Annotated in this window: 11 protein-coding genes; 7 read left to right on the top strand and 4 right to left on the bottom strand. The window is 57.5% G+C overall.

What is annotated here, in order from left to right:
- Window positions 1-34 precede the first annotated feature (34 nt).
- The 6 genes from BUB62_RS06265 to BUB62_RS06240 all read left to right on the top strand — a co-directional run bounded on the left by BUB62_RS06265 (window position 35) and on the right by BUB62_RS06240 (window position 5593).
- Window positions 35-424 (top strand): response regulator, encoded by a 390-nt coding sequence (locus BUB62_RS06265; RefSeq protein WP_073107625.1) that lies wholly within the window; start codon window positions 35-37, stop codon window positions 422-424.
- A gap of 82 nt (window positions 425-506) precedes the next feature.
- The gene (locus BUB62_RS06260) at window positions 507-1583 is read left to right on the top strand and encodes a chemotaxis protein CheB (protein ID WP_073107622.1); all 1077 of its coding nucleotides are present in this window, start codon (window positions 507-509) and stop codon (window positions 1581-1583) included.
- Entirely contained in the window at window positions 1580-3220 is a 1641-nt protein-coding gene (locus tag BUB62_RS06255) for a chemotaxis protein CheA (RefSeq protein WP_073107619.1), read from the top strand. Before BUB62_RS06260 ends, BUB62_RS06255 begins: the two co-directional genes overlap by 4 nt.
- A 64-nt stretch (window positions 3221-3284) precedes the next feature.
- Window positions 3285-3920 (top strand): chemotaxis protein CheC, encoded by a 636-nt coding sequence (locus BUB62_RS06250; protein ID WP_234988641.1) that lies wholly within the window; start codon window positions 3285-3287, stop codon window positions 3918-3920.
- Window positions 3921-4065: 145 nt separating this feature from the next.
- Window positions 4066-5145, top strand: coding sequence for an agmatinase family protein (locus BUB62_RS06245; protein ID WP_073107614.1), 1080 nt, complete (start codon window positions 4066-4068; stop codon window positions 5143-5145).
- Window positions 5146-5257: 112 nt separating this feature from the next.
- Window positions 5258-5593, top strand: coding sequence for a phage holin family protein (locus BUB62_RS06240; protein WP_073107612.1), 336 nt, complete (start codon window positions 5258-5260; stop codon window positions 5591-5593).
- Window positions 5594-5798: 205 nt separating this feature from the next.
- On the opposite strand, the gene murA is transcribed toward BUB62_RS06240, so the two are convergent.
- The 3 genes from murA to BUB62_RS06225 form a co-directional block, all read right to left on the bottom strand.
- The gene (gene murA, locus BUB62_RS06235) at window positions 5799-7103 is read right to left on the bottom strand and encodes a UDP-N-acetylglucosamine 1-carboxyvinyltransferase (protein WP_073107609.1); all 1305 of its coding nucleotides are present in this window, start codon (window positions 7101-7103) and stop codon (window positions 5799-5801) included.
- A gap of 188 nt (window positions 7104-7291) precedes the next feature.
- Window positions 7292-8044 carry a DUF4290 domain-containing protein gene (locus BUB62_RS06230; RefSeq protein ID WP_073107607.1) on the bottom strand — a complete coding sequence of 251 codons (753 nt, stop codon included), beginning with the start codon at window positions 8042-8044 and terminating at the stop codon, window positions 7292-7294.
- Window positions 8045-8215: 171 nt separating this feature from the next.
- Entirely contained in the window at window positions 8216-10465 is a 2250-nt protein-coding gene (locus tag BUB62_RS06225; RefSeq protein WP_073107604.1) for an ATP-dependent helicase, read from the bottom strand.
- 424 nt (window positions 10466-10889) lie between these two features.
- Here BUB62_RS06225 and BUB62_RS06220 point away from each other — a divergent pair, with 424 nt between their 5' ends.
- Window positions 10890-11456, top strand: a complete 567-nt coding sequence (locus BUB62_RS06220; protein WP_073107601.1) for a DUF3109 family protein — start codon at window positions 10890-10892, stop codon at window positions 11454-11456.
- Window positions 11457-12283: 827 nt separating this feature from the next.
- On the opposite strand, the gene accC is transcribed toward BUB62_RS06220, so the two are convergent.
- On the bottom strand, window positions 12284-13627 hold the full coding sequence (gene accC / locus BUB62_RS06215; RefSeq protein ID WP_073107598.1) for an acetyl-CoA carboxylase biotin carboxylase subunit: 1344 nt from the start codon (window positions 13625-13627) through the stop codon (window positions 12284-12286).
- Between the last annotated feature and the right edge of the window lie 33 nt (window positions 13628-13660).

Below are 13660 nucleotides of genomic sequence, written 5' to 3'. Positions count from 1 at the left end.
CTTTTCCTCTTTTCTTCCTTCTGATCCAACCCCTATGAAAAACCGCATTCTCATCGTCGACGACTCGTTTTACATGCGCACGATGCTTAAGAATATGCTGACCGATGCTGGCTACGAAGTAGTAGGTGAGGCCGCTAACGGCCAGCAGGCGCTGGAAATGGCGGCCGCTACCAAGCCCGATCTTATTACGCTGGACGTAATTCTGCCCGATAATACCGGCCTAGATGTGCTTAAAGGCATCCGGCAGGAGCAGCCCGATGTGAAAGTAGTGATGTGCAGCGCCGTCGGACAGGAAATCATCGTGAACGAGGCGCTGGAAAGCGGGGCCACGGCCTACATCGTAAAGCCGTTTTCGGAAGAGAAAGTCCTCGAAATCGTGGGCAGTGCCCTGCAGGTTGCCGATTCCGGCTCCACCGAAGACTAACCGATTGCCTGTGTAGCTCCGGCCGGGCCTGCGGGTTCCGCGCCGGGCAGCCACTCTGATTTCAGTGCGTTTTCCCCATTCAGTGTACGATTTTTCTGCCCCATTCACCCTACTGCTCGGCGACTTGCCCACTCTGGTGCGCATGCAGCTGACTAAGCTGCTGCACGCCGAGCCCGATCTGCGGGTGGTGGGCTCGGCCGCTGGTCCCGACGAGTTGGTAGCCCAAGCCCGTCGCTTGCGGCCCGGGCTGGTGATAGCCGCTGAAAACCAGTTGTTGGGCCTGGAGCGGCTGGCCCGGCAGCAGCCGGTGCCCGTACTGCTCTACAGCAGCGCCGCGCCCCTGGCCGGTATGCTGCGCGAAGCTGCCCGCTGGGGTGTTTTCGACTACATCCGGCCCTTGCTGAGCCACGAGCACCCTGGGTTCAATCAGTACCGGAATGAGCTGCTGCGCAAAATTCGCTCAGTGCGCTTGCCCGTAGTGGCTCCTACGGTGGCCCGCACGCCTACGCTCCCTATGCCGCCCAGCCGTGTAGTGGTGCTCGGTGGCTCTACGGGCGGCACTACGGCCGTCGAAAGCCTGTTGCGCTCGTGGCGGCCCAGCCCGAATACGACCATTATTGTGGCGGTGCACCTGCCGGCGCACTTCACCAATTCGTTTGTGGAGCGGCTGCGGAAGGTGTCCGGGCTGCCCGTGGTGGCCGGCTGGCCCGGCACTACGCTGGAGGCCGGAACGATTATCGTGGCTCCGGGCGGGCAAAACACGGTTATTCGACCCGTAACCCGCGGGGCGTGGCTTACCTGGCAGACCGATGTGGCGCTTGAGGCCAGCCCCACGCCCGATGAGCCTTCCATCGACCTGCTGATGCGCTCGGCGGTGCGGGCATTCGGCCGGGCCACTACGGGAGTTATCCTGACCGGTTTGGGCACCGATGGCACGCTGGGAGCCCAGAGCATCTGGCAGGCCGGCGGCGTGGTAGTGGCGCAGGATGAGGCCTCAGCGGCGGTATTCAGTATGCCCAAATCCGTTATCCAGGCGGGCTATGCTACCACCGTTTTGCCGTTGGCGGCTATGCCGGAATACCTCAGCCGCGTTGTGCTGCCCGGTCGCCCTGCCTGGGTTGGCCCCGTTACCGCTTCTCCTAAATTCGTCGCACGATGAAGTCACGGGAGCAGGAGTACCGCGAGATTTTCATGGCGGAGGCGTTGGAATACTACGACGCCATGAGCCGGCACATCAGTGAGCTGGAGAAAGACCCCACTGATGAGCAGGCCCTGAACGAGCTGTTTCGGGTGATGCACAACCTGAAGGCCAACGGCCGGGCTATGGGCTACGCCGATATTGGCGAAGTGGCGCACGGCATGGAAACCATCTTCGGCCTGATCCGCAGCAAGGAGCGCACCTTTTCGGGCTCGTTGGTGCCAGTGATGTTCAGCGGTATCGATACGCTGGGCCGCATGATCCGGGCCGTGGGCGACGGCGAAGAAACGGCCGATGCGTCCGTTTTGCTGGCCAATCTGGAGCGGCTGGTGCAGGGCGAAGAGCCAATTCTGGAAGATGATGAGCAGTCGGCCACCGATGAGGATGCCACGCGGAAGCTGGAACTGTCGGATCTGGTTTACATTCAGATAAAAAAGCTCGACCACCTGCTCAACCTGGTGGGCGAGCTTATCATCGACCGGGACCGGATTCTCACCCTGAGCCAGGAAATTGGCAACCCGGCGCTGCAAAGCACCGCCGCGCACCTGTTCCGCATCACCGACGACCTGCAGTACAGCGTGATGGATGCCCGCTTGGTGAACGTAGGCTCGCTGTTTAACAAGTTTCCGCGCGTGGTGCGCGATGTGGCCGTGGCCGAGCGGAAGGATGTGGAGCTGGTCATCGTCGGGCAGGACATTCAGATTGACCGCAACATTCTCCAGATCATTACTGATGCGCTGCTGCACCTGGTGCGCAATGCCATCGGCCACGGCCTCGAAACCCCCGACGTGCGGCGGCAGGCCGGCAAGCCGGCCCAGGGCCATCTTACCCTCTCGGCCCAAACCGAGCGCGACGACGTGCTGATTCAGGTGACCGACGATGGGCGGGGCATTGACGTGGAAAGCGTGCGCAAAAAAGCCGTGGAGCGCGGCCTAGTGACAGCCGAAGCCGCCCGCAACCTCGATGCCGGGGCAGTGCGGGCCTTTCTGTTTGAGCCCGGCTTTTCAATGGCTAAGGAAGTGACCGATATTTCCGGGCGCGGCGTTGGTCTCGACGTGGTGAAGCTGGCTATCGATTCGCTGGGCGGACAGCTGCGGGTAGAGTCGGTGCTGGGCCAGGGCACCACGTTCTCGCTGGTACTGCCCACCTCCATTGCCGTGAAAGGGGCGCTGCTCTTTGAGCTTGCCAGCCGCAGCTACGCCATTCCGCTCATGCACACCGATTCGGTGGTGTCGCTGTGGCCGGATGAGATGCATGTGGTCGGGGGCGTGCTGATGGCGCGCATTCTGAACGAAAACATTCCGGTGATAAACCTGCACGACCTGCTGCACAGCGCGGAGGACGGCCTGTTGGCAGCCGCCAGCAAGAGCGACCTGATGGGCCGGCAGGATATCATCATCGTAAATTACAACAACCGGAAGCTGGGGCTTATTGTCGACCGTTTTCTGCGGCAGCAGGACATCGTCATCAAGCCCATGAGTAAGCCGCTGGATCAGATCGACTTGTTTGGTGGCGTCACGCTGCTGGGCAGCGGCCAGGTTTGCCTGGTGCTCGATGTGCCGGCCCTGACCCGCCTGTTTCTAGCCAAGAGACCATAACCCAACGTATTGAAGACTTTGGGCCAGCTCATATTAGATGGCCCCACCCAACTGACTGACTCCTATGGATTTGTACATGACGGAACTGGAGCGGGACATTATCCGCGAAATTCTGAACATAGGCTTGGCCCGGGCAGCGGATTCTTTCGCGACCATTGCTCAGGAAAAAGTATTGCTCGAAGTTCCGAATCTGGATATTATGCCTGGTCATAATATGCTGGATAAAGTGAATGAATATTCCGGTACGCACGCCGTCATTCAGTCAGACATCCGCGGCGACTTCAACGGCACGACCCTGATGTTCTTCTCCGGCCAGCATGTGCAGCGCCTCTCGCGGGTGTGCTTGCGCATGTCGGTTGATGAATCGACGCAGATTGATGAGATGCAGGAGTCGCTGCTGCTGGAAATCAGCAATATTATCACCGGCGCTCTGGTCACGCAGTTGGCTAATATCTTGAAAGCCAAGATCTACGGGGCGCCCCCAACAGCTCCGCGTGGCAACCTGACGGCCTCGCTCGAAAGCCTGATGACGCACAAAGCCCTGGTTCAGCCGCTGGTGTTCTCCGTCATTACGCAGTTTTCCGATAAGGAAAACTCGGTCGAATTGCCCCTGATGCTGTTTTTCGACCGCATCACATTTGAGAAAATTCTGGAAATCATCCGCACCTACGATTTTCTGGGCGGCCAGCAAACTGCCTGATCCGGTAGGCGGCCCTTTCCGATACTGAGCTGTCCTGTTGGGTGCGGCGCAACCCTGGTGCACGTCAGGTCAGCGGCCACCCCACGGGACAGTTTTCTATTTTTGCCCGTTCCTTCTTCGCTTTCTTTCCTCCAGATTTGCTCCTATGGCTTCCAGCTTAGAGAAAAAATTAGCCAGTTTTGACCCCAATGCCCTCGGCGACACTTCCGGGGGCGTGTATGGCCTGCCCTTCACCGTGGCCGAAGCGCAGGTAATCATCGTGCCCGTGCCGTGGGAAGTGACTGTATCGTACCGCACGGGCACGGCTGCGGGGCCGGAAGCCATCCGCGACGCTTCGCTGCAGGTGGACCTGTATGACCCCGACCTGCCCGATGCCTGGCGTATGGGCCTGGCCATGGAAGAATCGGACGAGAAAATTGCGGCGGAAAGCCAGGAGTTACGCCTCTTGGCGGCCGACTACATCGCCTGGCTTGAAGCGGGGCAGCCAGCGGAGCAGGCCGCCAAATTTGCCGGGGCTACCGGCAAAATCGGGCTGCGCTGTCAGGCGCTGCTGGAGTGGCTGAAGCGCAAAACCGGCGCTTACCTCGATGCCGGTAAAGGCGTGGTGGTGCTGGGCGGCGACCATAGCACCCCGCTGGGCTATATGCACGCATTGGCCGAGCGTCACGAGGAGTTCGGCATTTTGCAGGTAGATGCGCACTGCGACCTGCGCCCGGCCTACGAAGGCTTTGAGTTTTCGCACGCTTCCATCATGTACAACGCGCTAAAGCTGCCGCAAGTCAAGAAGCTGGTGCAGGTCGGCATCCGCGACCTGTGCCAGCAAGAGGCCGAGCTGGTAGCGCAGTCGGGCGGGCGCGTGGTGATGTTCCACAATCGGTTTCTGTCGAATGAGCGGTTTGCCAAGAAATCGTGGAAGAAGGTGTGCGGCAAAATTATTGCCCAGCTACCGCCCAAAGTCTACCTGAGCTTCGATATTGATGGGTTGGACCCCAAGCTCTGCCCCGGCACCGGCACGCCCGTGCCCGGCGGCCTGGAGTTCGAGGAAGCGCTTTACCTGATTCGGACCATCGTGGAGTCGGGCCGCACCATCATCGGCTGCGACCTGAACGAGGTAGCCCCCGGCGACACTGAGTGGAATGCCATTGTGGGGGCGCGGCTCCTGTTTCAGATGGCGCACTGGATGGGCGTATCGCAGGGCCGCCTCAAAGCTACTGTGGCCGAATAACGGCTGCCGCCAACACGCACCGGAATTTTGCGTATCGTTGTCCGACCCGCCACCCGGTGGGTCGGACTTCTTTTTTATTCTCTCCCAACCCGCCCCACAAACCTCTCTCCACATGGGATTCATTCTCAAACTACTGCTCACCGCCGTTCTGACCTTTGTGCTGGCCAAGTTCCTGCCGGGCGCTCATCTGGCGGGCTTCTCCGATGCCATTCTGCTGGTCATCGTGCTGGCTATTCTCAACGCGGTGCTGAAGCCGATTCTCAAGATCCTGGGCTTTCCCATCACGGTGCTCACGCTGGGCCTGTTCCTGCTGGTTATCAATGCCGTTATCGTGCTGCTAGCCGATTATTTCCTGACCGGCTTCAAGGTAGACGGCTTCCTCTCGGCGCTGATTTTCAGTGTGGCCCTGTCGCTGGTGACCTCCGTGGTAGATATGGTCATTGACTGAGCAAATAAATGCCTGTCATTGCGAGGCGTAAGCCGAAGCAATCCGTCCTTTGAAATGTAGAAAGCTCTGTTAACCCAAAAAGCCCTGACGTATCCAATACGTCAGGGCTTTTCTGTTAACAAAGTTTGGCTCATTGTCCGGGACGGATTGACACCGCTTGATGCGCGGAATGTTCTTTGTCCGCGCCATGACCGGCTCAACGACCCTACAGCCGGCGGATTTTCGCCCCCAGCGCGTTCAGGCGCTGGTCAATAAACTGGTAGCCGCGGTCAATCTGCTCCACGTTCTCAATCACGCTGCGGCCATCGGCCGAAAGGGCGGCGATGAGCAGGGCCACGCCGGCGCGGATATCGGGGGAACTCATGGTGATGCCGCGCAGCTTCTGGCGCTGGTCGAGGCCGATGACGGTGGCGCGGTGCGGGTCGCAGAGAATTACCTGCGCACCCATATCAATGAGCTTATCGACAAAAAACAGGCGCGACTCGAACATCTTCTGATGAATGAGTACCGTGCCCTTGGCCTGCGTGGCCACTACCAGCACGATGCTGAGCAGATCGGGCGTGAAGCCGGGCCAGGTGTGGTCCGATACGGTCAGGATGCTGCCGTCGAGGTAGGTCGCAATTTCGTAGTGGTCCTGGGCCGGAATGTGAATGTCATCGCCGCGGAATTCGAGCTTGATGCCCAGCTTGCGGAACGTATCCGGGATGATGCCCAGTTCTGGAATCTGGCAGTCCTTGATGGTGATTTCGGAGCCCGTCATGGCCGCCAGGCCGATGAAGGAACCGATTTCAATCATATCCGGCAACATGCGGTGCTCGGTGCCGCCCAGCTGGCGCACACCTTCGATGGTGAGCAGGTTGGAGCCGATGCCATTGATTTTGGCCCCCATCCGCACCAGCATCTTGCAGAGCTGCTGCAGATACGGCTCGCAGGCGGCGTTGTAGATGGTGGTAGTGCCCTGCGCCAGCGCGGCCGCCATCAGGATGTTGGCCGTGCCGGTCACGGAGGCCTCATCCAGCATCATGTATGTGCCGGTCAGGCCGTTCTCGGCCTTGATGCGGTAGAAATCGGTGCCTTCGAGGGTGAGCTTGCCGCCGAGCTTTTCCAGGCCCAGAAAGTGCGTGTCCATCGGCCGGCGGCCGATTTTGTCGCCGCCGGGCTTGGGCAGCTGGCAGCGGCCGAAGCGGCCCAGCATCGGCCCCAGAATCATGACGGAGCCCCGCAACGCGCCTGCCTGCGCCACAAACTCAGGCGTATCCAGGTAGTCGAGGTTGACGCTGTCGGCCTGAAATACATAAGTATCGGAGGCCAGCTTGCCCACCTTCACGCCCATGTCGCGTAGCAGCTCAATGAGCTTGTTCACGTCGCGGATGTCGGGGATATTGCTGATGGTGACGGGCTCGGCAGTCAGCAGCACGGCGCAGAGAATCTGCAGTGCTTCGTTTTTAGCGCCTTGCGGCACAATTTCGCCTTTCAGCGGAGCGCCGCCAATTACTTCAAATGAGGCCATGAGTAGGAGGAACGGTAAAGCTAGAAAACTAGCTCCTCTCCTCTTTTAAGGAGGGGTGGGGGTGGTTTGCTAGTATTAGAAAGCTAAAATTAGTGGTCGTTCAACAAAACAACGATTGAACCACCCCCACTCCCTCCTTAAAAAAGGAGGGGAGCTAGTTCTAATTTCTAACCTCTGATTTCTAAAAATTACTGGGGTGGTTGCTGGGGCTCCTGGCGGCTCTTTTTGCCCCCGCGGCGCTGCTTGTCGCGCCGATTGTTGTTGCCGCCGCGGCGCATTTCCCGGTCGCCCCGGTCACGGTCGCCCCGCTCGGCGCGGTCGGCCCGCGGCTGCGGCACCACGAAGGCGGCACGGCCGCCACTGGGGGCCGCGGGAGCCGGAGCGGTGCTGAACTCAAACAGTCCTTCAGCATCCACTTTGGCCGGATCCAGCTCCAGCTTGCCGCCGGAAAGCTCCTTCAGGTGCTTGAGAATGGTGATGTCCTTGGCGTTTTCCTTGCTGTAGGAGCGGTACAGGAACTTCATGGTGCGCCCGATGGCAATGGTAGCCTGTTCGCACTCCGTGGGGTCTTCCAGCGTGAGAGCCTTGGCAATCATCGTGTCCACGCTGGCACCGTAGGGCTTCAGCTTGGGGGCTTTGGTCGGGTAGGCTACGCGCTGGGGCTCTTTGGCCAGAATATCCAGCTTGTGCAACTCGAAAGGCGCATCTACGTCCAGCTCGCCGTCAGTCATCTCGAAGATGTGGTTCCAGACTTTCTGCTGAGAGTCGGGCTGGTCGCGTAGGCTGGCATTCAGGCGAAAGATGAGCTGCACGATCTGCTGGGCCCGCTTGGTGCGCTCCTCGCGGTCGTCGATGGTGCGCAGTTGCTGAATCAGCTCGTAGGTGCTCTGGCCGTATTCGCGCAGCAGCAGCTCGTGTTTGAAAGGGGAGGGTAAAGCCATTAGAAAAAGGCGAAGCCGTGCTATAGAACGGCTGTGGAAAGCAAGAAAAGGCGACGCACAGGCATCAGCCGCCAGGAAGGAGGCGCAAAACAAAGGGTACGGGTGCCTCCAAAAAAACAGGTTGCCGGACAAGCCAGCAGCCTTGGCGAAGTTCAAGTTACCAAGTTAGGTTTAACTCAGCACCCGCAATTTCGCAAAACTCAGCAACAACGTCTTCTCGCCGACTTCCTCAAACTGAATGATGGCCTTCACCGAGCCGTCCTGCTTTTCGAGCTTGCTCACCGCGCCGAAGCCGAACTTAGGGTGCTCCACACGCTGGCCCACCTGTAAGTTGCTCGTGTCACTGGGCTTGAAGTCGGCCGGGGCCACGTACTTGGTGGCAACGGTCTTACGCGGCGGGGTGGGCACCAGGTTGCTGCGGCGCTCCACTACGTGGCCGAAGGGCGAGTCGCCGGAGCCGGGGCCGGCGGAGAACTTGAAGTCGACGTACTGCGGGTCAATTTCGTCCAGAAAGCGGCTTTTCTCGCAGCTGCGCAGGTTGCCCCACTGGTAGCGGGAGGTGGCGTAGCTGAGCGTGAGCTTCTTTTCGGCCCGGGTGATAGCCACGTAGAACAGGCGGCGCTCCTCCTCCAGGTCGGCCCGCGACGTAATCATCATCTGGCTCGGAAACAGGTTTTCCTCCATGCCCACGATGTACACGTTGCGAAACTCCAGGCCCTTGGCCGAGTGAATCGTCATCAGCGTCACCGATTCGCCCTCGTCCTTGGCATCCTTCAGGTCGGTGTCTGTGACCAGGGCAATGTCCTGCAGGAAAGCCGCCAGGCTTTTGTCTTCGCGCTCGGGGTCTTCGGTGAAGGCCTTCACCCCGTTGAGCAATTCCTGAATGTTTTCGTAGCGCGAAAGGCCCTCGATGCTTTTATCGGTGAATAGCTCCTCGATCATGCCCGAGTTCTTGGCAATGAACTTGGCCGTCTCGAAAGCGTCTTCCTTGCCGGCCAGCACCGCGTAGCTCTTGATCTGCTCGGCAAACGTCTCAATCGGATTGGCAATGCGCGTCGTCAGGAAGGAATTAGCATTGCTCACCACCTCCCAAAGCGTGTGATTCGATTCCTCCGCCGTGTTAATCAGCTTGCTGATGGTGGTGTCGCCGATGCCGCGCTTGGGGTAGTTTATCACCCGGCGCAGAGCCTGCTCGTCGTTATGGTTGACGGTCAGGCGCAGGTAGGCCACCAGATCCTTGATTTCCTTGCGCTGGTAAAAGCTCAGGCCGCCAATGATCTTGTACTTGATATTAAGCTTGCGCAGGGCCTCTTCCATGGCCCGGCTCTGGGCGTTGGTGCGGTACAGGATGGCGAAGTTCTCGTAGGACAGATGGTGGTTCATCTTGTCCTCGAAGATGCTGTTGGCCACCAGCTTGCCTTCCTCATTGTCGGAAGCGGCTTTCAAAACTTCAATCAGCGTGCCTTCCTCATTCTCGGAGAAAACGTCCTTGCGCAGCTGGGCCTTGTTGTTCTTAATCACCGAGTTGGCCGCCTTCACGATGTTCTTGGTGGAGCGGTAGTTCTGCTCCAGCTTGAACACCTGCAGCTCGGGGTAGTCCTTCTCGAAGTTGAGAATGTTGGTGATGTCGGCCCCACGGAAGGCATAGATACTCTGCGCGTCGTCGCCCACCACGCAGATGTTGCGCTCCTTGGCGGCCAGCTTGCGCGTAATTAGGTACTGCGAGTAGTTGGTGTCCTGGTACTCGTCCACCATCACATACTTGAAGATGTTCTGGTACTTGTTCAGCACATCCACGTGGTCCTTGAACAGCACGTTGGTGTTGAAGAGCAGATCATCAAAGTCCATTGCGCCGGCCTTGAAGCAGCGCTGCTGGTACTGCTGATAGATGGCCCCAATCTTGGGCCGCAGCGCCGCCTCGTCGTCCTGCCGGATGACGGGGTCCTGCAGATACTGCTGCACCGAAATCAGCTTGTTCTTGGCCGCCGAAATGCGTCCTAGCACCATGTTGGGCTTGTAGAGCTTGTCGTCGAGGTCCATCTCCTTCACGATCTGGCCCAGCAGGGTTTTGGAGTCCTGGGTGTCGTAGATGGTGAAGTGGCGGGGGAAGCCGATTTTGTCGGCCTCCGAGCGCAAAATGCGGGCGAAGATGCTGTGGAAAGTGCCCATCCACACGTTCTTGGCCTCGGGACCCACTACTTTCTCAATGCGGGCGCGCATCTCTTTGGCGGCCTTGTTGGTAAAGGTCAGGGCCAAGATGTTGAACGGGTCGATGCCCTGCTCCAGCAGGTTGGCAATGCGGTAGGTGAGCACGCGCGTCTTGCCCGAGCCGGCCCCGGCAATGATCATGCACGGCCCCTCGATCTGCATCACGGCCGCGGCCTGGGAGGGGTTCAGAAGTTTCTGGTAATCTAATGCCATTCGTCAGGTAAATCAGCGCCTCGGCTATGCGGGCAAAGGTACTACTTTCAGGGCCGTAGCGGAAACCGCGGGAGCGGTACTGCTAAAATCTTTGGTTGCGGTGAGCTGCGTTAGCAACCATCAAAGCGCCCCGGATGGTTTCCCGAGCCTTCAGCGGCCGTAGGCGGTCCATAGCCCGGAAAAAGCTGAGCTGATCATCGGCTGCCCAAAACTGGGGACTAGGTATCACTCAATACACAGTGTTTGTACAAGTATTTTCAAAAAGCAGAAGGTACTTGTACACTCTCGCTGGAATGGTTGTACAAGTATTTTCTGTTTTTTGAAAATACTTGTACAAGATATTAGCCCGCCAACACTAGCCGGCCCGCGCTACGGATAAGCCCTGAAAGAGCGGTATCTTTGCGGTTCGCTTCTTCGCTTTGCCATGATTATCATCCAGAACACCGTCATTTCCGACGACATCCGCGACAATTTCTTCGTCTGCAACCTCGAAGCCTGCAAAGGTGCCTGCTGCGTGGAAGGCGACCTGGGCGCGCCCCTCGAAGAAGCCGAGCTGCAGATTCTGGAGCAGGAATACGCCAACATCAAACCCTTCCTCACCGAAGCCGGTCAACAAGCCATCGAGGCGCAGGGTCTCTACATCAAGGACTGGGAAGGTGACTACAGCACTACCACCATCAACGACCGGGAGTGCGCCTACGCCCTCTATGACGAGCGCGGCATTCTGAAGTGCGGCATCGAGCAGGCGTATCTGGCCGGGGCCACCACGTTCAAAAAGCCCATCAGCTGCCACCTGTACCCCATCCGCATCAGCAAGTACGACGGCTTCGAGGCCCTCAACTACGACCGCTGGAACATCTGCAACCCGGCCTGCTCGTTTGGGGCCAACCTGGGGGTGCGCATCTACCAGTTTCTCAAGGAGCCACTGATCCGCAAGTATGGCGAAGAATGGTATGGGGAATTGGTGACGGAAATTGAGCAGACGAAGTGAGCAATAAACTTCTGGTTATAAAGCCTTGCTATGGTTTTTGATTCTGCAACATAAAATTGTAAGTTGCCTTAAATTCGTTAGCGATACATACTACGCCTACTTCAACCTCGACCGCCAACACTCCGCGCTGGACTACCCACCCCCTGCTTTGACAAGGGAACGGCTGATGAGGTAGGGCGTTCAAGAAGATTTTTTTTCAATTCCATCACGCTCCATATAAAGTAGGGATGATATTTAGTACTCTGCTTCTCGATCCAAACTATGCGGGCATTTACAATATAATTACTACTGTGCCTTGTATTTTTTTGCTGCGGTAGAGCTGTCATTTACGGCTCTTTATCTTAGAAAAGATAAAATAATATTTTTTATATTATTCTTAATAACAGCAATAATGACTATATTATACGCAAGTACTCTGGTGGAAACTAGAGAATCATATGATGTAACATTGAGCATTTTATCTATTGTTGTCATGTTGATATTTCTTGTAATGAATGTCATAAATATTTTTAAAAGATAAAACCGTAGATAAAATCGATACTGCTAGTCATTTGTTATTTGCTTTGCCTTTCAAAATGAAAATAGGAATAATAGTTACAGTCTTACTTTAAACGAATGTTATTTCGCCGTAAATAATTACTTGTGCGTTGTCAATAGGATCAGCAATTACAATAGACTCATAGTCAGCGAAAGCATTGTGCCAGCCAAAGAATAGCAGAAAGAGTAGAATGCGCCATTTCATAATCTGAGTCATTTGTCAATCAAGTGAAACAACGATGCCCCACCGGAATTGGTGAGGCATTGTTGCTCTAATTATAGGCGTGTTTTTACAAACTTGAAAAGTCGAACGTCTCCAGGAAAGCCGTGGTAAACACGCCTTCCTTGAACTTCTCGTCGTCCATGAGCTTGAGGTGGAAGGGAATCGTGGTTCTCACGCCTTCTACCACGAACTCGCTCAAAGCCCGCTTCATCTTCACGATGCACTCCTCACGGGTCTGGGCCGTGGTGATGAGCTTGGCAATCATCGAATCGTAGTTCGGCGGAATGGCGTAGCCGGCATATACGTGCGTATCTACGCGCACCCCGTGACCGCCGGGAATGTGCAGCACCGTGATTTTGCCGGGCGAAGGGCGGAAGCCGTTGCGCGGGTCCTCGGCGTTGATGCGGCACTCCATGGCGTGCATCTTGGGGTAGTAGTTGTTGCCCGAAATCGGAATGCCTGCTGCTACCTTAATCTGCTCCTTAATCAGGTCGTAGTTGATGATTTCCTCCGTCACGGGGTGCTCCACCTGAATGCGGGTGTTCATCTCCATGAAGTAGAAATCCCGGTTTTTATCCACCAGGAATTCGATGGTGCCCACGCCCTCGTAGTTGATGGCGCTGGCGCCGGCCACGGCAGCCTTGCCCATCTTGTCACGCAACTCATCGGTCATGAATGGCGACGGAGCCTCTTCCACCAGCTTCTGGTGGCGGCGCTGAATTGAGCAGTCGCGCTCCGAGAGGTGGCAGGCGCGGCCGTACTGGTCGCCCACAATCTGGATTTCGATGTGGCGTGGCTCCTCCACGAATTTCTCCAGGTAGAGGCCGTCGTTGCCAAAGGCGGCTTTAGCTTCGGTGCGGGCATCGTTCCAGCCTTTTTCCAGTTCCTCGTCGGTGCGGGCTACGCGCATACCGCGCCCGCCGCCGCCGGCCGTGGCCTTCAGAATAACCGGATATTTTACTTTATGCGCGATTTTGAGTGCCTGCTGGAAGTCGTCGAGCAGGCCCACGGAGCCGGGAATGCAGGGCACGCCGGCGGCAATCATGGTGGCTTTGGCCGAGGCCTTGTCGCCCATCTTGTTGATCATCTCGGCCGTGGCCCCGATGAACTTGATGCCGTTTTCCTGGCACACGCGCGAGAATTCCGCGTTTTCGCTCAGAAAGCCGTAGCCCGGATGGATGGCGTCGGCGTTGGTGATTTCGGCCGCCGCAATCAGCGACGGGATATTCAGGTACGACTGCGCGCTCGGCGGCGGCCCGATGCACACGGCCTCATCGGCGAAGCGGACGTGCAGGCTTTCCTTGTCGGCCGTCGAGTACACAGCTACCGTTTTGATGCCCATTTCCTTGCAGGTACGAATAATGCGCAGCGCAATTTCGCCCCGGTTGGCAATCAGTATTTTCTTGAACATGAGTGGGATCTTGGGGTCTTAGGGTCTTGGGGT

It is taken from the genome of Hymenobacter daecheongensis DSM 21074 (genome assembly GCF_900141805.1).
Taxonomy (GTDB): Bacteria; Bacteroidota; Bacteroidia; order Cytophagales; family Hymenobacteraceae; genus Hymenobacter; species Hymenobacter daecheongensis.
The sequence above is the reverse complement of the archived record's forward strand: the minus strand, read 5'-3'. Positions and strand labels throughout refer to the sequence as shown.